At 72.2% G+C, this 17,382-nt stretch carries 17 protein-coding genes and 1 pseudogene; 3 read left to right on the top strand and 15 right to left on the bottom strand.

Going from position 1 to position 17,382, the window contains the following annotated elements; genetic code table 11:
- Positions 1-56: 56 nt before the first annotated feature.
- From hpnE to OIE49_RS31250, 11 genes and pseudogenes are all read right to left on the bottom strand, one after another.
- On the bottom strand, positions 57-1,568 hold the full coding sequence (hpnE, locus tag OIE49_RS31295) for a hydroxysqualene dehydroxylase HpnE (protein WP_326806371.1): 1,512 nt from the start codon (positions 1,566-1,568) through the stop codon (positions 57-59).
- A pseudogene (locus OIE49_RS37215) lies at positions 1,544-1,624 on the bottom strand (DUF6380 family protein); the annotation flags it as partial. The pseudogene OIE49_RS37215 and the gene hpnE, both read right to left, overlap by 25 nt.
- Positions 1,624-2,571: a presqualene diphosphate synthase HpnD gene (hpnD, locus tag OIE49_RS31290; protein ID WP_326805228.1), complete on the bottom strand. Its 948-nt coding sequence runs from the start codon at positions 2,569-2,571 to the stop codon at positions 1,624-1,626. The gene hpnD and the pseudogene OIE49_RS37215, both read right to left, overlap by 1 nt.
- Positions 2,568-3,464 (bottom strand): squalene synthase HpnC, encoded by an 897-nt coding sequence (gene hpnC, locus OIE49_RS31285; RefSeq protein WP_326805227.1) that lies wholly within the window; start codon positions 3,462-3,464, stop codon positions 2,568-2,570. The genes hpnD and hpnC overlap by 4 nt, the downstream gene beginning before the upstream one ends.
- A gap of 550 nt (positions 3,465-4,014) precedes the next feature.
- The gene (locus tag OIE49_RS31280; protein WP_326805226.1) at positions 4,015-4,824 is read right to left on the bottom strand and encodes an ABC transporter ATP-binding protein; all 810 of its coding nucleotides are present in this window, start codon (positions 4,822-4,824) and stop codon (positions 4,015-4,017) included.
- On the bottom strand, positions 4,817-5,746 hold the full coding sequence (locus tag OIE49_RS31275) for an ABC transporter permease (protein ID WP_326805225.1): 930 nt from the start codon (positions 5,744-5,746) through the stop codon (positions 4,817-4,819). Before OIE49_RS31275 ends, OIE49_RS31280 begins: the two co-directional genes overlap by 8 nt.
- Before the next feature lie 102 nt (positions 5,747-5,848).
- Entirely contained in the window at positions 5,849-6,742 is an 894-nt protein-coding gene (locus tag OIE49_RS31270; RefSeq protein ID WP_326805224.1) for a glycosyltransferase family 2 protein, read from the bottom strand.
- A 5-nt stretch (positions 6,743-6,747) separates the two neighbouring features.
- A complete protein-coding gene (locus OIE49_RS31265; RefSeq protein ID WP_100571626.1) occupies positions 6,748-7,527 on the bottom strand; it encodes a CDP-alcohol phosphatidyltransferase family protein in 780 nt (259 codons plus the stop codon).
- Positions 7,505-8,566, bottom strand: coding sequence for an iron-containing alcohol dehydrogenase family protein (locus OIE49_RS31260; RefSeq protein WP_326805223.1), 1,062 nt, complete (start codon positions 8,564-8,566; stop codon positions 7,505-7,507). Before OIE49_RS31260 ends, OIE49_RS31265 begins: the two co-directional genes overlap by 23 nt.
- Complete coding sequence (locus OIE49_RS31255) at positions 8,554-9,306, bottom strand: phosphocholine cytidylyltransferase family protein (protein WP_326805222.1); 753 nt, start codon at positions 9,304-9,306, stop codon at positions 8,554-8,556. The genes OIE49_RS31260 and OIE49_RS31255 overlap by 13 nt, the downstream gene beginning before the upstream one ends.
- Positions 9,303-11,120 carry a DUF5941 domain-containing protein gene (locus tag OIE49_RS31250; protein ID WP_326805221.1) on the bottom strand — a complete coding sequence of 606 codons (1,818 nt, stop codon included), beginning with the start codon at positions 11,118-11,120 and terminating at the stop codon, positions 9,303-9,305. The genes OIE49_RS31255 and OIE49_RS31250 overlap by 4 nt, the downstream gene beginning before the upstream one ends.
- Positions 11,121-11,578: 458 nt before the next feature.
- Between OIE49_RS31250 and OIE49_RS31245 the strand changes: the two genes are divergently transcribed.
- Together OIE49_RS31245 and idi are read left to right on the top strand one after the other, a co-directional pair.
- Complete coding sequence (locus OIE49_RS31245; protein ID WP_326805220.1) at positions 11,579-12,517, top strand: cation diffusion facilitator family transporter; 939 nt, start codon at positions 11,579-11,581, stop codon at positions 12,515-12,517.
- Positions 12,518-12,793: 276 nt separating this feature from the next.
- Positions 12,794-13,384 carry an isopentenyl-diphosphate Delta-isomerase gene (idi, locus tag OIE49_RS31240; protein ID WP_100571594.1) on the top strand — a complete coding sequence of 197 codons (591 nt, stop codon included), beginning with the start codon at positions 12,794-12,796 and terminating at the stop codon, positions 13,382-13,384.
- Positions 13,385-13,411: 27 nt separating this feature from the next.
- On the opposite strand, the gene OIE49_RS31235 is transcribed toward idi, so the two are convergent.
- Positions 13,412-13,921 (bottom strand): ATP-binding protein, encoded by a 510-nt coding sequence (locus tag OIE49_RS31235; protein ID WP_326806370.1) that lies wholly within the window; start codon positions 13,919-13,921, stop codon positions 13,412-13,414.
- Between the two features lie 232 nt (positions 13,922-14,153).
- The gene (locus OIE49_RS31230) at positions 14,154-14,732 is read right to left on the bottom strand and encodes an HdeD family acid-resistance protein (protein ID WP_326805219.1); all 579 of its coding nucleotides are present in this window, start codon (positions 14,730-14,732) and stop codon (positions 14,154-14,156) included.
- Between the two features lie 123 nt (positions 14,733-14,855).
- Between OIE49_RS31230 and OIE49_RS31225 the strand changes: the two genes are divergently transcribed.
- Complete coding sequence (locus OIE49_RS31225; protein WP_326805218.1) at positions 14,856-15,602, top strand: enoyl-CoA hydratase/isomerase family protein; 747 nt, start codon at positions 14,856-14,858, stop codon at positions 15,600-15,602.
- Positions 15,603-15,610: 8 nt separating this feature from the next.
- Here OIE49_RS31225 and OIE49_RS31220 read toward each other — a convergent pair whose 3' ends face one another.
- Both OIE49_RS31220 and OIE49_RS31215 read right to left on the bottom strand, forming a co-directional pair.
- A complete protein-coding gene (locus tag OIE49_RS31220; protein WP_326805217.1) occupies positions 15,611-16,246 on the bottom strand; it encodes a DJ-1/PfpI family protein in 636 nt (211 codons plus the stop codon).
- A 21-nt stretch (positions 16,247-16,267) separates the two neighbouring features.
- Complete coding sequence (locus tag OIE49_RS31215) at positions 16,268-17,230, bottom strand: GlxA family transcriptional regulator (RefSeq protein WP_326805216.1); 963 nt, start codon at positions 17,228-17,230, stop codon at positions 16,268-16,270.
- Positions 17,231-17,382: the final 152 nt, after the last annotated feature.

Here is a 17,382-nt window from a genome sequence, read left to right as displayed (position 1 = left end):
TCCTCTTGTTGCGGTGCCGGAGGTGCGGGGGCCTGCCACGGGCTGCTGATCGAACGTCACGCCGCCGCCTCCTCGATGGCGAAGAGACGGCTCGGGCGGGGCCGGCCCAGGGCGCTCAGCGCGGCCTCGGCCGCCTTCACACCGCTGCGGACCGCACTCTCCATGGTCGCGGGCCACCCTGTGGCGGTCCACGCTCCGGCCAGGTACAGGCCGGGTGCCTTGGTGCGGGCGCCGGGCCGCAGCCGTCCGACGCCGGGGGCCGGGGCGAACGTCGCCGTGCGCTCCCGGGTCACGAAGAAGTCCTTCACCTCGGCCCGGCGGGCGCGGGGCAGCAGCCGCCTCAGTTCGGGCAGATAGCGCTCGCGCAGTACGGCGACCGGCGCGTCGATCTCGTCCTGCGCCACCGACTGGGACACCGCGAGGTACTGACCGTGCTTCAGGCCGGCCGCCTCGGTGCGGTCGAAGACCCACTGAACGGGGGTGCCGATGGCCGCGAAGAAGGGCGCGTTGAGCACCGTGCGGTCGTAGACGACGTGGGCGTTGAGGATCGGCGCGGTGCCGATCCTGAGCAGCCGGTCCGGCGCGTCCAGGGCGCCGGCCGGCAGCAGGCCGTGGGCCTCGCGCTGGGGTACGGCGAGGACGACCGCGTCGGCGAGCAGGTTCTCACCGGGAACCTGAACGTTCCAGCTCCCGTCCGCGTCGAGGGAGACGGAGGTGACGCGTGTTCGGACCTCGGTACGCACGCCCGCGGAGTCGAGCGCCCTGCGGGCCAGCCGGTCGTGCAGTTCGCCCAGCGGGACGCGGGCCCAGCCGATGTCGGCCGCTCCCGGGTCGGACAGCAGTCCGGTCTTGAACACCATCGCGGCGAGCCCGAGCGAGGCGTCGCCGGCGACCGCGTTGAGGGTGGCGACCCCGACCAGGTCCCACAGCGCCTCCACGGCGCGCGCCGACTGGCCGTGCTCGGCCAGCCAGGTGCCGAAGTTCTGTGCGTCCAGGGTCGGGTCGGACAGGTCGAGGCCCTTGAGCGCGAGCGCGGCGCGGCCCACCCGGGCCCGCTCGGCGAGCGAGAGGTGCGGGTAGGTGGCGAGGCTGCGCCCCAGGTGCAGGGGCACGGGCAGCGCGTCGCGCCGCAGCGTGCCCAGCCGCCGGCCCTCGGGTCGCGCCACGTCGACGACGGGCACCTCGAGGCGGTCCTGCAGCGGGGCGAGCTCGGCGCCGCCGATCCGGTCGAGGAACCAGCGGTAGGCGGTGCAGCAGCGCAGGTACACGTGCTGTCCGTTGTCGATGGTGAGGTCGCCGCGCTGGAAGGAGAAGGCGAGCCCGCCCAGGCGGGGTCTGCCCTCGAGGAGCGTGACGCGCATTCCGGCGTCGGCGAGCGCGAGCGCGGAGGTGAGGCCGGCAAGGCCGCCGCCGACCACGACGGCGTGCCGTCCGGCCGGTCCCGTGATGTCGTCGAGCGGTTTGTCGCGCCGTGTGCCGTCGGTCATCGTGCGCCCTCCCCTGTGCGTCCGCCGCGATGGGCGGGGACCTCGCGGGCGACCGTTGCCGTCAGGGACGCCGCCCGGCACCCGAGGGTTGCCCGCCTCTTCTCGCCGGTGGCCCCACCGTGCGGTGACTTCGCCATCAGGCACGCCTCCTGACGGTCTGCCGGGACACGTACCGGGCGTCGAGGCCGGACAGGCCGCGCACGGCGACGTACGCCTTCTCGTGTCCGGGCAGCGAGACCCGGCCGCGCAGCACGGCCTCCGGCTCGCGCTCGATGCGGTCCAGCAGGCGGCGGTAGATGCCGGCCATGGCGGCGACGCACGCGCCGCTGCGCCGGTCCAGCAGGGGCAGCAGCCGGTAGCCCTCGGCGAACAGGGCGCGGGCCCGTCGCACCTCGAAGTGCACCAGGCCCGCGAAGTCGGAGCCCTCCGGCGGCGTCGGACCGCCGAACCCGGCCGAGCAGCCGAACTTGGCGAGGTCGTCGGCGGGCAGGTAGGTGCGGCCGCCCTCGGCGTCCTCGCGGACGTCTCTGAGGATGTTGGTCAGTTGCAGCGCGAGCCCCAGCGTGTCGGCGTACTCGGAGGCGCGTTCGGCGCCGCGCGCGCCCGGCTCGGTGCCGAACACCCCGAGGGAGAGACGTCCGATGGCCCCGGCCACGCAGCGGCAGTAGACCTTCAGGTCCTCCCAGGTCTCGTAGCTCTCACCGCGGACGTCCTTCAGGACGCCGTCGATGAGTTCATCGAGGCCGCCGAGCGGGATCGGGAAGACCCGGGCGGCGTGGGCGAGGGCGACGGCCACGGGGTCGGTGTCGTCTTCCTCGACGGCGCCGTCGCGGACCCGGCCGAGCAGGGCCCGTGTGTCCTCCAGACGGGTGATCTTCACATCGTCGGGCAGCGCTCCGTCGCCGATGTCGTCGACGCGCCGGGAGAACGCGTACAGCGCCGACATCGCCCGCCTCTTGGCCGCCGGCAGCAGTCTGATGCCGTAGGCGAAGTTGCGGGCCTGCTGCCCTGTGACCGCCTCGCAGTAGCTGTAGGCGGCGAGCACCGGCGCGGACACGTGTTCCGACTCCACGGCCCGGATCACCCCTCTCCTCGCAGAGTCACGCCCACCTCGCGCAGCAACCGGGTCCTCCCGGGCTTGGGTGGGCCGGGAAGTACGTCGTATTCGGCGGCGGCGATCGCGTGGATCGCCGCCCTTCCCCCCGCCACGAACCCCGCGAGCAGCAGCTTCAGCCTGCCGTGGACGCTACCCACCAGGGGGGCGCCTTCATTCAGCAGACCGCGGGCGCGTTCCGCCTCGTACGCGACCAGTGCGCGCACCGACGCGCCCGCGGTGGCCGCGGCGAGGTCGGACTCCTGCACGTGGAAACGTTTCATGTCGGCGGCGGGCAGGTAGATGCGGTCCCGTCCGAGGTCCTCCCGGACGTCCTGGAGATGCTCGACGATCTGGAGGGCGGTGCAGACGTCGTCGGAGCGGCGGATCCGCTCGGGGGTCGAGGTGCCGGTGACGGCGAGGACGAGGCGGCCCACGGGATTGGCGGACAGTTCGCAGTAGGCGAGGAGGTCGTCGTAGGTCTCGTACCGGGTGACGAGCTGGTCCTGGCGGTTGGCGGCGATCAGACCGAGGAACGGCTCGGGGGTCAGCGAGCGGCGGCGGACGGTGGGCTGGAGCCGGCGCAGCAGGGGATGGCACGGGGTGCCGTCGAAGACCCGGCGCAGATCGGCCTCGAAGGCGTCGAGGAGGACCAGGCGGTCCTCGGCCTCGCCGGCCGACACGCCGAGCAGCCGGGCGTCCGCGCCGCCGGGGGCCAGGTCGCCGTCGCCGATGTCGTCGACGAGGCGGGCGAAGCCGTAGACGGCCATCAGGTCGGCACGCCAGGCTCTGGGCAGGAAGAACGGTGCCACGGGGAAGTTCTCAGCCGCGGCCTTGTCGAGAGTGGCGCGCTCGGGGTCGCGCGCCGTCGGTGTCCACGTCATCGTCCACTGCCCGGCACGGTGGCGGCACCTGCTGCGTTGAGCTGGGGAGTTTCCGTAGCCATTGCCGTCACATCTCCCGTTCTACACTGCCGACCCAACACACACTATTTCGGACACGCCGCCCGGCCGTCCGCCCGGCGGCGTCGGCGGAGGGTGTCGCGCATTATCTCCCCACTTGCCGCTTTCCGGGACCGGTACAGCTTACGTTGTACAACGCAGCGAGCCGCGCGGGGGGTGTCCGCACATCACAACAACACACCGATTGCCGTCAAGATTCCTCAGGACGGCGCGAGTTGACACATCCTTTGCGGACCAGGGCCTGTTCTGAGTTCCCCGTTGTCCGCGCGGAGCGCGGGCGCAGCGGCGGTCGGTGCGTGCGATCGGTGCGTGCGATCGGTGCGCGGTGTCGCAGGTCATGTGGCGGAGCCACCTGTCCTGCGACACCGTGCGGCGAGCGTGCGTGCCGGGCGTCGCTGCGCAGGCGGGGAACTCAGAACAGGCCCTAGGGGCCCCGCCGGACACGTTCCGGCGGGGCCCTGGCGCCTGCGGGCTACTTGCCCGTGAACTTCTCGTACTCCTTGAGCACCTCGTCGGTGGGGCCGTCCATGCGCAGTTCCCCGCGCTCCAGCCACAGCGCCCGGTCGCAGGTGTCGCGGATCGACTTGTTGTTGTGGCTGACCAGGAAGACGGTGCCGGCCTCCTTGCGCAGCTCCCGGATGCGCGCCTCGGAGCGCTTCTGGAACTTGCGGTCGCCGGTGGCCAGGGCCTCGTCGATCATGAGGACGTCGTGGTCCTTGGCGGCGGCGATGGAGAAGCGGAGCCGGGCGGCCATGCCGGAGGAGTACGTGCGCATCGGGAGCGTGATGAAGTCGCCCTTCTCGTTGATGCCGGAGAAGTCGACGATCCCCTCGTAGCGCTCCTTGATCTGCTCGCGCGACATGCCCATGGCGAGCCCGCCCAGGATGACGTTGCGCTCGCCCGTGAGGTCGTTCATCAGCGCCGCGTTCACACCGAGCAGCGAGGGCTGGCCGTCGGTGTAGACCCGGCCCTTCTCGGCGGGCAGCAGACCGGCGATGGCACGCAGCAACGTGGACTTGCCGGAGCCGTTGGAGCCGATCAGGCCGATGGCCTCGCCGCGGTGGGCGACGAAGGAGACGCCCCTGACGGCGTGCACCTTGCGCACGCCCCGTGCCTCGTCGCCGGAGCCCCGCTTGAGGATGCGGCTGAGTGCGGCGGTGGCACTGCCCTTGCCGGCCCTGGTGCCGTTGACGCGGTAGACGATGTGCAGGTCGTCCGCGATCACGGTGGGCACCCGCGGCGCGCTGTCGCGCGTGTCGTGGTGGTGGTCCTGGTCAGCCACGGCCGTACCTCTCCTCAGCCTTCCAGAAGTACACGAAGCCGCCGACGAAGGCGAGCACGGCCCAGCCGACGGCGCCGGCCCAGACGTGCGGCGGCAGGTGCGAGGAGTCGTAGCCGTCGATCAGCGCGAAGCGGATCAGATCCATGTAGATGGCGGCGGGGTTGACCTGCATCAGCCGGATGACCCACTCGGGCTTCCCCGCGAGCATGCCGCTGAGGGAGAACATCACGCCCGACGCGTACATCCAGGTCCGCGTGACGAACGGCATGAGCTGGGCGAGGTCGGGGGTCTTGGCGCCCAGCCGGGCCATGATCAGCGCAAGCCCGGTGTTGAACAGGACCTGCAGCGCCAGCGCCGGCACGATCAGCAGCCAGGACAGGGCCGGGTAGCTGCCGAAGGCGATGACCACGAGGAACAGCACGATCATCGAGTACAGCAGTTGCTGGAGCTGCTGGAGCGCGAACGAGATCGGCAGGGAGGCGCGCGGGAAGTGCAGCGCGCGCACCAGCCCGAGGTTGCCGGAGATGGCGCGCACGCCGGCCATGACCGAGGTCTGGGTGAAGGTGAACACGAACACCCCGGTCACCAGGAACGGGATGTACGTGGTCCGGTCGAGTCCCCGGGTGGCGTGGATGAGGACGCCGAAGATGAAGTAGTAGACGGCGGCGTTCAGCAGCGGGGTCGCCACCTGCCAGAGCTGGCCGAGCTTGGCCTGGCTGTACTGGGCGGTCAGCTTCGCCCGGGAGAAGGCCAGGATGAAGTGGCGCCGCCCCCAGAGCTGCCGGACGTACTCCCTCAGCGAGGGCCGGGCGCCGCTGACGGACAGCCCGTACTTGTCGGCAAGCTGGGCCGGGGTGAGGCCCTCGTCGGGCGACCGAGCCGCGCCGAGGGCGACGCCGCCGTCATGCGTTGTCTCACTCACAAGTGGAAACTTTCGTCTTCGAAATGCGCTGCCAGTGCGGGTGTACGGGCGTGGCTGCAGCAGCGGCCAGGAGGGGCCGGGTACCCGCGGGGAACGAGCTTGTCAGATGACCGGCGGCCGGCCCAGTCGGGTGAGTCGCCACACCGTACGCCACTTCATGGGCCGCCGCGGACCGCAGGCTGTGGTCCAGCCCTCCCGGAAACCGCCGAACCAGGCCTTCAGGGCCGGACGCGAGGGACGGCGGGCGAGGGTGAGCAGCAGCCAGACCCCCAGATAGACCGGGACGAGCAGCAGCGGGAGGTTGCGGCGGGCCAGCCACACCCGGTTGCGGGCGACCATGCGGTGGTACACCGCGTGCCGCGACGGCGCGGTCGTCGGGTGGTACAGCACCATGTCGGATCGGTAGTCGATCATCCAGCCCGCGTCGAGGGCCCGCCATGCCAGGTCGGTTTCCTCGTGGGCGTAGAAGAACTCGTCCGGCAGGCCGCCTACTTCCGCGAAGACCCGGGTGCGTACGGCGTTGGCGCCACCGAGGAAGGTGGTCACCCGGGAGGAGCGCATCGGGTCGGAGGCACGCAGCCGCGGCACGTGGCGGCGCTGGGTGACGCCGGTGTCGGGGTCGGCGATGCGGAAGCTGACGATGCCGAGCCGGTCGTCGGCGGCGAAGGCCCGGCGGCACAGCTCGGCGGTGTCGTTCCGGGCGAGCAGGCCGTCGTCGTCGAGGAAGAGCAGGATGTCGACGTCCCCGCCGCCCGGGCCGAAGGCCTCGATGCCGACGTTGCGGCCGCCGGGGATGCCGAGGTTCTCCTCCAGCTCGATGGTCCGGACGCCCTCGGGGAGGTCCGGGACGGGCGAGCCGTTGCCGACGACGACCACCTCGACACGGTCGCCGTCCTGCTTGGCGACCGAGTCGAGCAGGGCCCGCAGTTCGTCGGGCCGGTTGCCCATGGTGATGACGACGGCGCCGACCTTGAGCGGAGCGTTCGAAGAGGTCATGCCGCTCACCTCAGCCTGCTGGAGACGAGGACGGACACCAGGTGCAGCAGGGTCTGCAGCAGCGCGATACCGGCGAGCACGGCCGTGCCGAGCCGGGTGAAGAACAGGTCGCCCCTGACCGCGTCGGCGATGGCGAGGGCCAGGATCAGCAGGGACGCCTCGATCCCGAGGATCAGCCGGTGGAACTTGAGGGCCGCGGCGGCCCGGCGGGCCAGCGCCATGCCGGAGGAGCGCGGTTCGGCTGCGCTCTCCTTGACCGGCGGCAGTCCGGCCTGGTGGCGGGCCACGCCGACGAGGTCGGTCTCGGCCTTGATCAGGATCGCGCCGAGGGCGGCCAGGGTCCCGAGGAAGGCCCACAGCCAGTCGATCCGCCCGGACCCCCACAGGTCGGCGGCGCGCAGCCCGAGCCCGACCAGGACCGCGGCGTCGGTGAGATAGGCCCCGACCCGGTCCAGGTAGACCCCGCCCAGCGAGAACTGCTGCTTCCAGCGGGCGATCTCGCCGTCGACGCAGTCCAGCAGCAGGTACAGCTGGACCATCAGCACACCGAGCACGGCGCCCGCGATCCCCGGCACCAGCAGGGCGGGGGCCGCGAGCACGCCGAAGACGGTCATCAGGTACGTGAGCTGGTTGGGCGTGACCCTGGTGCCCACCAGGTAGCGGTCCACCCGCAGGGACACCTCGCGCATGTAGAGGCGTCCCGCCCAGTGTTCTCCGCTGCGCCGGTCCTTCACCCCTGCCGGATGGACGACCGGTCTCAGTTCAGCTACCGATGGCCTTGACATAGTCGGCGTAGACGTCCTTGATCTGTTCGGTCTTGAGGTCGAGGTGTTCGAGGATCGTGTAGCGGCCGGGCCGGGTCTCCGGGGCGAACTCGACGACCCGGACGAACTCGTCCACCGTGAAGCCGATGTCCTTCGGCAGCACCGGCAGCTCGTGCCGGCGCAGCACCTCGGCCATGCCGGCCGACTCCTCGTGGGCCCCGCGCAGGTACATCGCGAAGGCCGCGCCCAGCCCGCACTGCTCCCCGTGGCTCGCCGCCCGCTTCGGGAACAGCAGGTCGAAGCCGTGGTTGATCTCGTGGCAGGCGCCGGAGGCGGGCCGCGAGTCGCCCGAGATCGACATGGCGACCCCGGTGAGGACCAGGGCCTCGGCGAGCACCTGGAGGAAGTCGTTGTCGCCGATGCCGCCCGGGTGCCGCAGCACCGCCTCGCCCGCCTGGCGGGCCATGGCCGCGGCCAGGCCGTCGATCTTCTCCCCGGTGACGCGGTGGGACAGCTCCCAGTCCGCGACGGCGGAGATGTTGGAGATGGCGTCTCCGATGCCGGAGCGCACGAATCGCGGCGGGGCCTCGCGGATCACGTCCAGGTCGATCAGGACGGCGATCGGGTTCGGCACACCGTACGAGCCGCGGCCCGCGTCGTTGTCGAGGGTGGCGACCGGGGAGCACAGGCCGTCGTGCGAGAGGTTCGTGGGCACGGCGACCAGGGGCAGGCCGACGCGTGCCGCGGCGAACTTGGCACAGTCGATGATCTTCCCGCCGCCCAGGCCCACGACCGCGTCGTAGCGGTCGGCCTTCATCTCGCCGGCCAGCCGGATCGCGTCGTCGAGAGTGCCGCCGCCGACCTCGTACCAGGTGGCTCCTGGCAGCGAGGGGGCGATCCGCTCGCGCAGCCGGGCGCCGGAGCCGTTGCTGACGGCGACGGCGAGCCTGCCGGAGTGTGAAATGCGCTCGTCGGCGAGCACACTCGCCAGGTCGTCGAGGGCACCGCGGCGGATTTCGACCACCACCGGCGACGGGATGAGCCGGCTCAGTACAGGCACGCGATCCCCCGGCCCTTGGCGAGGTCGTCGTGGTTGTCGATCTCGACCCACTTGACGTCGCCGATCGGCGCCACGTCGATCGTGAAGCCGCGGTTGACGAGCTCCTGGTAGCCGTCCTCGTAGTACAGCTGCGGGTCCCGCTCGAAGGTGATCTTCAGCGCGTCGGCCAGCTCGGGGGCGGCGTCGCCCTCGATGAGCGTGACACCGATGTACTCGCCGGTGGCCTCGGCCGGGTCCATGAGCTTGGTGATCCGCCGCACGCCCCGGTCGGCGTCGGCGACGACCTTCATCTCCTCGTCGGCCAGCGACTTCACCGTGTCCAGGGCGAGGATGATCTTCTTGCCGTCGCCACGGGCGGCGAGCAGGGTCTTCTCGACGGAGACCGGGTGCACGGTGTCGCCGTTGGCCAGGATCACGCCGTCCTTGAGGGCGTCACGGCCGCACCACAGGGAGTAGGCGTTGTTCCACTCCTCGGCCTTGTCGTTGTCGATCAGAGTGAGCTTCAGGCCGTACTTCCGCTCCAGGGCCGCCTTGCGCTCGTACACGGCCTCCTTGCGGTAGCCGACGATGATCGCGGCCTCGGTCAGGCCGACCTCGGCGAAGTTGCCGAGGGTGAGGTCCAGGACCGTGGGGCCGTCCTCCGCGCCGTCGGGCCCCACCGGCACCAGCGCCTTGGGCAGGGTGTCGGTGTAGGGGCGCAGGCGCCGTCCGGCGCCGGCCGCCAGCACGAGGCCGATCATGCGGGTTCTCCTTCGTCGTGTACTGCGGGCGCGCCCCTCAGATGAGAGGCCACCCAGAAACGGATGCTCTCGGCGAGCACCACCAGGGCGACGGCCACGGCGAGGACCGTGAGCGCGACCTGGAATTGCGAGGCGGTGAGCAGCGCGGCCAGCAGGGTGACGAGCAGCGTGCGCCCCTCCTGTCCTCCGAGGGCGCGCACCAGCCAGGCCGGCGGCGCTCCGGCGCTTCCGCGGATGCGGTACACCGTGTCGTAGTGATGGTAGGCGACGGCCGCCACCAGGCCGAAAGCCGCGGGAAGTGCTCCGTTCACGTCCGCTCTGGCCGCCAGTACCAGCACGGTGCCGTACTCGGCGGCGCGGAACAGCGGGGGGACGAGCCAGTCGAGGGGGCCCTTGAGCGGCTGGGAGAGAGCCAGTCCCGAGAAGACGACGTAGAAGCAGGCGCCCACGAAAGGCATCCAGCGGTCGCCGTCGTACAGGCTCCCGGCAAGGAAGGCCACGCCGACCAGGGCCCGCAGCAGCGGGTGGTCGAGGTACCAGCGCGCGTTGGGATCACGCAGCTTGGCCACGAAGTCCGCGATCGGTCCGTTGTCCGCGAGGTCCGCCAGCGCCCGCGCCGCCCGGTCGGTGCGGCGTGCCTTGCGCGTCACCGACCGCAGGACGCGGCCCGCCGTGGTGTACGTCGCCGCCAGGGCGCAGCCGACCAGCAGGACGTAGAACGTGATCCGCGGGGTCGTGAGCGCCGTCAGGACCGCGATCATCGCCCAGCGCTCGCCGATGGGCAGGACGATCATCCTGCGCAGCCAGACCGTCCAGCCGACGCTGTCGAGCCTGTCGGAGAGGGCGGCGGCGGGGCCGGCGTTGACGGTGGCGTCCGTGTCCCCGGCGTTCGCCTCGTTGAAGGAGAAGTCGACCACGTGCCGGCAGGTCTGGAGCACCATGGCGGCCAGGGCCAGGGCCCAGACGTCGTCGCCGCCGCGGGCGGCGCCCAGCGCGAGGCCGGCGTAGTAGGCGTACTCCTTGGCCCGGTCGAAGGTGGCGTCCAGCCAGGCGCCGAGGGTGGAGTACTGGAGCGAGTAGCGGGCCAGCTGGCCGTCGGCGGCGTCCAGCACGAACGAGGCGATCAGCAGCACGCCGGCGGCGACGAAGCCGGCGCGGGTGCCGGTGGCGGCGCAGCTCGCGGCTACGAGCGCGGTGAGCAGGGAGGCCGTGGTGACCTGGTTGGGGGTCAGGCCGCGGCGGGCGCACCAGCGGGCGACGTAGCGGGAGTACGGGCTGATGAAGAAGGTGGTGAAGAAGCCGTCGCGGGCCTTGACCGCCGACTTCAGGCGGACGGCCTCGTCGTCGACGGTGGCGACGGCCTGCCGCGCCTCGTTGCGGGTCTGGGGGTCTTCGGGCACGGCGGCGACGAGACTGCCGAGCACGGGGCGGTGCACCTCGCAGTCGTCGGCGTCCAGGGCCGTGGAGATCCGGTCGGCGAGGCCGGCGACGGCGACCGCGGTGTGGCCGCCGTCGGAGTTCTCGCGGGCCATCGCGCGGGTCAGCGCCTGGCGGCCGGCCGGGCGGGCGGTCACCGCGCCGGGGACGGCGGCGAGCGGGAAGCGGGGGTCGGTCAGACCCAGGCGCAGCGCGTGCAGATGGCCGACGAACCGGGCGTCGACGATGGCGACCCGCTGGTCACCGGGCACCTGGGCGAGCAGTGTCTCGGTGTCGGTGCCGTCCGAGGCGACCCGCACGTCGAATCCGAGGGACCGCAGATCGCCTTCGATCGACGATCCGGGGACCGGCTGACCGGTCAGGATGGCGGTCGACAACCGAACTCACTCCCTGGGTGCCGGCGTCTCCGCGCCGGTCGTGTGCATATGGGTGCGCCGCCTGCCTGTGACGCCCGGGCGGCATGTCGGCAGAGGCTATCGGATGGCGGGAAGCCCTCGTTCACCGCCCGTTCACCGGCCCGACCGGCCCGGTCCGCGGCAGCTTGCGCCGCGATCATCATGAGTGATCCGGCCGCCGGGCCACAAACTCCGCACCAGATCGGACATTCGTCACATCCGGCTCCGCGCGACGCCGAGGAGACCGCCCCGGGCCCCCGCTCCGGGCCCGTCGGACCAGCCCCTCCGCGGTGCGCCGCGGCGCCGTCGCGCACGCTGACCTGCGGTTCGTTTGCGCAGGTCAGGGGACATGACAACGGTGTTCAGTGCCGCGTTGCCCCATACCCCCGGCCCGTAGTTCACTGTGATCCCGGACGCAATACGGAAAGGGCGGTCATCCCATGGGGGCCGGTCACGACCACGGGCACGCGCACGGCGCCGGAGCGGGCGGCACGGCCGGCGCCGCGCACCGCGGCACGCTGCGCATCGCGCTGTCGATCACGCTCACCGTGATGGTGGTGGAGATCGTCGGCGGCCTGCTCGCGGACTCGCTGGCGCTGATCGCGGACGCCGCCCACATGGCCACCGACGCGCTCGGCCTCGGCATGGCGCTTCTGGCCATCCACTTCGCCAACCGCCCGCCGAGCGGGAACCGCACCTTCGGCTTCGCCCGTGCGGAGATCCTCGCCGCGCTCGCGAACTGCCTGCTGCTGCTCGGTGTCGGCAGCTATGTCCTCTACGAGGCGGTCGAGCGGTTCCTCACCCCGGCTCCCACCCACGGCGGGCTGATGCTCGTGTTCGGCGCGATCGGCCTGGTGGCGAACTCGGTCTCCCTGATGCTGCTGATGCGCGGCCAGAAGGAGAGCCTGAACGTGCGCGGTGCCTTCCTGGAGGTGGCCGCGGACGCGCTCGGCTCGGTGGCCGTCATGATCTCGGCGGCCGTGATCCTGCTCACCGGCTGGCAGGCCGCCGACCCCGTCGCCTCCCTCGCCATCGGCCTGCTGATCGTGCCGCGCACCCTCCGGCTGCTGCGCGAGACCCTCGACGTGCTGCTGGAGGCGGCCCCGAAGAACGTCGACATGGACGAGGTGCGGGCGCACATCCTGGCGCTCGACGGCGTGGAGGACGTGCACGACCTGCACGCCTGGACGATCACCTCGGGTCTGCCGGTGCTCTCCGCGCACGTGGTCGTCCGCTCCGACGCGCTCAGCGCCACCGGCCACGAGAAGCTGCTGCACGAGCTCCAGGGCTGCCTCGGGGACCACTTCGACGTGGAGCACTGCACCTTCCAGCTGGAGCCGAGCGGGCACGCGGAGCACGAGGCGCGCCTGTGCCACTGACGGGCCCCTCCCCCGCGACCCTGACCGGCCTGGGGTGCCCGGCGCGCACGGCGCCCGCGCCGTATCGCGGGGCTCGGCGTGCGCCCGCGGACTCGTCACAGGGGGTGTCCGGACGGTTCCGGGTGTGACCGGCCGGGCACGATGCCCAACGGTGCCCGGCGGCTGTCGAGCCGCGGACCACGGCGCCCCACAGGACATGCGGAGTGCCGGGAAGTGCCGGGAGTGCCGGTTTCGTACGGCAGACTTGTGACTCGAGGACCGAAGTGAAGGATGGGTATGCCGACCACACCTGCCACCGCGAAGCACAGCTCGTCGAACGGCGCCGCGGAAGCGATCTTGCTGGAACTGGTCGACGAGGACGGCGTGACGATCGGCACCGCGGAGAAGCTGTCCGCCCACCAGCCACCGGGACGACTGCACCGCGCCTTCTCCGTGTTCCTGTTCGACAACCGCGGCCGGCTGCTGCTGCAGCAGCGGGCCCTGGGCAAGTACCACTCCCCCGGCGTGTGGTCCAACAGCTGCTGCGGCCACCCCTACCCCGGTGAGGCGCCCATGGCGGCGGCCGCCCGGCGCACGTACGAGGAGCTGGGGATCTCCCCGTCGCTGCTCGCCGAGGCGGGCACGGTCCGCTACCACCATCCGGACCCGGAGTCGGGCCTGGTGGAGCAGGAGTACAACCACCTCTTCGTCGGCCTGGTGCAGTCCCCGCTGCGGCCGGACCCGGAGGAGATCGCCGCCACGGCGTTCGTTACGCCCGCCGAGCTGGCGGAGCGGCAGGCGCGGGACACCTTCTCGGTCTGGTTCCCGACCGTGCTGGACGCGGCCCGCCCCGCGGTCAGGGAGCTGACGGGTCCCGCCGGCTGGTGAGCTCCGGGGACGGCGCCGGGGGCGCTGTCAGACCTGGTGTGCGGGCTTGAGCGGCAGGGCGGCCCAGATCACCTTGCCGCCGCTCGCGGTGTGCTCGACGTCGCAGACACCGCCGGCCTCCCGCGCGATCTCGCGGACCAGCAGCAGACCGCGCCCGCCGGTGCGCGCGTGGTCGGTCTCCAGGGCGGTGGGGCGGTAGGGGTGGTTGTCCTCCACGGAGAGCCGCACCCACTCCGCGCCGACCGCGACCTCCACGGCGAGTATCGGCGAGAGCAGCGCCGCGTGCCGGACGGCGTTCGTGACCAGTTCGGACACGATCAGCAGCAGCCCGTGGACCATGTCGTCCGAGACCGGGACGCCCTGGCGCAGCAGCAGGTCCCGGACCGCGTGCCGGGCCTGCGGGACGGAGGCGTCGACGGCGGGCGCGGTGAACCGCCAGACGCCCTCGTACGGCAGCGGATCCGGCGGTACGTCGTCCAGGGGTGCCCCCGCGCCGTCCTCCGGGCGTGAGCCGTACCCGCGCCCGTGGTTGTCCATCGTCCGGTCGCCACCCTCGCGCTCGATTGTCACCACACGTCGAGTGTTGGTAACGCACCGCGCTCAGCCCAAGGACTGAACACAAGTCAGCGTGTTTCAAGCGCCTTGTGACCGTTGCCGCACGAATCGGTCAGGGACGGGACCGGTACTGTCCCGTCCACGCCGACATCGCGAACTTTTCGGGTTGTACGGTCCCTGTGTCCCCGCGCCCGGTCCGGCCGGGACGGCACTGCTAGGCAGTGCCGTCGGAGATCATGCCGACGATACGGCGGCCGCCGAAGCCGGTGGCGATCAGGCCGAGGCCGTCGAAGAGCAGGGCGAGGGAGAAGAAGGCGCCGATGACGTACTGGCTGCTGCTCGGCCAGGAGCCCAGGACCAGGACGCCCAGCAGCAGGTAGAAGGCGCCCAGCAGCAGCGTCCAGCCGAACTGGGGTCCGCGCACCACGACGCTGCCGACCACCCGGAACAGGCCGCCGGTCAGGAACAGCAGGGCGGCGAACATGGTGAGCGCGGCGGCGGTCGCGTGCGGATGGCCGATGACCACCACGCCCGCCGCGATGTTCAGGGCGGCCACGATGACACCGAGCCAGAAGAAGCTCGAACCGCGCGCCTGGACCGCGTGCAGCAGCCCGACAAGGCCGCCGATCAGCAGCAGCCAGCCGAACAGGAGCATGGAGGTCAGCGTGACGGCGGCCGTGTAGACGAGCCCGACCAGACCGGCCACCACCAGGAGCACCCCGAGTCCGGCGAGCCAGCCGAAACCTCGGCGCATCTTCGCCGTCTCACTGCGGGGCTTGGTCAACCTGGCCATCGGCGCCTCCTCGAAGCCGCGCGGGCCCCCCGTTTCCACGTTTTGTTCCCTTTGCCACCGTGTCGTAACTGTCCCCCGACCCTTCTTGATCAAACGCTCGGCCGGGCGGATAGCATCCGGCGCATGGAGCCGCAGTTGCTGCACGACGTCACCGGCGCGGTGGCCACCGTCGTGGTCCACCACCCGGCCAAGCGCAACGCGATGACCGCCGCGATGTGGCGGGCGCTGCCGCCGCTCCTGGACGACCTCGCGGCCGATCCGGGCGTGCGGGCGCTGGTGCTCACGGGGTCGGGCGAGACGTTCTGCTCCGGCGCCGACATCTCCACGCTGCGCGGCTCACCGCGGGAGGCGCAGCGACTCGCGGGGGAGGCCGAGGAGGCGCTCGCCGCATTCCCCAAGCCGACGCTGGCGGCGGTGCGCGGGCACTGCGTGGGCGGCGGCGCCCAGCTCGCGGCGGCCTGCGACCTGCGATTCGCCGAGGCGGGCGCGCTGTTCGGGGTGACGCCGGCCAGACTGGGCATCGTCTACCCCTCCTCCGCCACCCGCCGGCTGGTCTCCCTGGTGGGCCCGGCGACCGCCAAGTACCTGCTCTTCTCGGGCGAGTTGATCGACGCGGAGCGCGCGCTGCGCACCGGCCTGGTCGACGAGGTGCTGCCGGAGGGCGAACTCGCCAAGCGGGTCACGGAGTTCACCGAAATCCTCGCCGCTCGCTCGCAGCTGACGCAGGCCGCGGCGAAGGAGTTCGCTGACGGCCGCACGGACCGCGACGCCCACTGGGCCGAGCAGGCGGGCGCGAGCGGCGACACCGCGGAGGGCGTCGCCGCGTTCCTGGAGCGCCGGACCGCCCGGTTCACCTGGAGCGTGCGGTAGCCGGCCGTCTACGTCAGCACGAAGCGGCTCTTGGCCCGGAACTCCTCGACGAGGTGCGCGGGCGCCTTCTCGGGTGATCCGGCGTCGTAGGGCGGCTGCGGGTCGTACTCGGTCAGCAGCTGGACGGCCTGGGCGTGTTCGTCGCCCGCGATCCGGCCGAGCAGCGTGAGGCCCATGTCGATGCCCGAGGAGACGCCCGCGGCCGTGACGTACTTGCCGTCGAAGACGACCCGCTCTCCCGTGGGCTCGGCTCCGAAACGCCTCAACTGGTCGAGGGCCAGCCAGTGCGAGGTCGCGCGGCGGCCGTCGAGCAGCCCGGCGGCGGCGAGCAGCAGCGAGCCGGTGCACACGGAGGTGGTCCAGGTGCTGGTGGCGTCGGCGGTGCGCAGCCAGTCCAGCAGGGTCTCGTTCTCCATCTGCGACGCCTGGCCGGGGCCGCCCGGGACGACGACGATGCCGGGGTCGGGGACGTCGCCCAGGGTCCGGTCGGCGGTGAGCGCGAGGTGCCCGGTCTCGGTGCGGACGGGTCCGGTCCGTTCGGCGACGAAGACGGTCTCGGCGCCCGGGAGCCGGCCGAGGGTCTCGTACGGGCCCACGGCGTCCAGGGCGGTGAAGCGGTCGAACAGGACGATGGCGATCTGCATGGATTTCCCTCCGTGTGGGTGTCAGGTGGTGGCGGGAGCGGGGCGGAACCGCCTCCGGTACTCGGCCGGGGCGGCGCCCAGCGCCTTGACGAACGCGCGCCGCATGGCCTCCGGGGTGCCGTAGCCGCTGGCGCGGGAGATCTCCTCGACGCCGTCGGCGGTGTCCTCGAGGAGCCGGCGGGCGTGTTCCAGTCGGACCCGGTCGACGTAGCGGCCGGGGGTGGTACCGGTCTCCGCCCGGAAAGCGCGGGCGAAGTGGCGCGGCGAGAGGCGGGCACGGGCGGCGAGCGCCTCGACGGACAGGTCGTCCGCCGGATGCTCGGTGATCCACTGCTGTACGTCCCGCAGGGGTTCGCGCCGGGCCGTCTGTGCGGCGAGCTGGGCGCTGAACTGGGCCTGGTTGCCGGGCCGGCGCAGGAAGACCACCAGGTGGCGGGCGACACTCAGCGCGACGTCGCGGCCGAGGTCCTCCTCGACGAGCGCGAGGGTCAGGTCGATGCCGCAGGTCACGCCGGCCGAGGTCGCCACCTCCCCGTCGCGCACGTAGACCGGCTCCGCGTGCACCTCGACGGAGGGGTGGTCGCGGGCGAGCTTGTCGCAGTACGCCCAGTGGGTCGTGGCCCGGCGGCCGTCCAGCAGGCCCGCCTCGGCCAGCAGGATCGCGCCGGTGCACACCGAGACCAGGCGCGCGGCGCCCGGCCCGTGCCCGCGGACCCAGTCGACCAGCCGCGGGTCCGCCCGGCGGGTGCCCTCACCGCCGGGCACCAGCAGCGTGTGCGGCGCGGGAGCGTCCGCGAGCGGGGAGTCCGGTACCAGGGTCATGCCGCTGGAGCTGCGGACGGGACGGCCGTCCAGGGAGGCCGTGTGGATGCGGTACGACCCCGGTACATGCCGTTCGGCACCGGCGAAGACCTCCACGGGGCCGGTGACGTCAAGGCTCTGGACGGCGTCGAAGAGGACGACGAGAACGGTTCGCTGCGCCATGCGACCGATTCTTCGCGGGCCGGGGGACGGCCGCAATGACGGGTTTCCCACCTTTCCTGCCATGCCGTCGCCCGTCCCCGCGGGGCGCGGGGTGGCGGGAACGCGCCTCGCCGGGCGGCGCCCTGCGGCCCGGTTGACGGTGGGGCCTGCCA

The organism is Streptomyces sp. NBC_01788 (genome assembly GCF_035917575.1).
GTDB lineage: Bacteria > Actinomycetota > Actinomycetes > Streptomycetales > Streptomycetaceae > Streptomyces.
This window is presented reverse-complemented; position numbering and strand designations above follow the sequence as displayed.

What these genes read in the sequence shown, in the direction of transcription:
- OIE49_RS31245 (WP_326805220.1), top strand. Translation starts at nt 11,579, where the DNA reads ATGGGGGCCGGTCACGACCACGGGCACGCGCACGGCGCCGGAGCGGGC.
- OIE49_RS31225 (WP_326805218.1), top strand. Translation starts at nt 14,856, where the DNA reads ATGGAGCCGCAGTTGCTGCACGACGTCACCGGCGCGGTGGCCACCGTC.
- OIE49_RS31220 (WP_326805217.1), bottom strand. Translation starts at nt 16,246, where the DNA reads ATGCAGATCGCCATCGTCCTGTTCGACCGCTTCACCGCCCTGGACGCC.
- OIE49_RS31265 (WP_100571626.1), bottom strand. Translation starts at nt 7,527, where the DNA reads ATGTCAAGGCCATCGGTAGCTGAACTGAGACCGGTCGTCCATCCGGCA.
- hpnC (WP_326805227.1), bottom strand. Translation starts at nt 3,464, where the DNA reads ATGACGTGGACACCGACGGCGCGCGACCCCGAGCGCGCCACTCTCGAC.
- idi (WP_100571594.1), top strand. Translation starts at nt 12,794, where the DNA reads ATGCCGACCACACCTGCCACCGCGAAGCACAGCTCGTCGAACGGCGCC.
- OIE49_RS31235 (WP_326806370.1), bottom strand. Translation starts at nt 13,921, where the DNA reads ATGGACAACCACGGGCGCGGGTACGGCTCACGCCCGGAGGACGGCGCG.
- OIE49_RS31215 (WP_326805216.1), bottom strand. Translation starts at nt 17,230, where the DNA reads ATGGCGCAGCGAACCGTTCTCGTCGTCCTCTTCGACGCCGTCCAGAGC.
- OIE49_RS31230 (WP_326805219.1), bottom strand. Translation starts at nt 14,732, where the DNA reads ATGGCCAGGTTGACCAAGCCCCGCAGTGAGACGGCGAAGATGCGCCGA.
- OIE49_RS31270 (WP_326805224.1), bottom strand. Translation starts at nt 6,742, where the DNA reads ATGACCTCTTCGAACGCTCCGCTCAAGGTCGGCGCCGTCGTCATCACC.
- OIE49_RS31255 (WP_326805222.1), bottom strand. Translation starts at nt 9,306, where the DNA reads ATGATCGGCCTCGTGCTGGCGGCCGGCGCCGGACGGCGCCTGCGCCCC.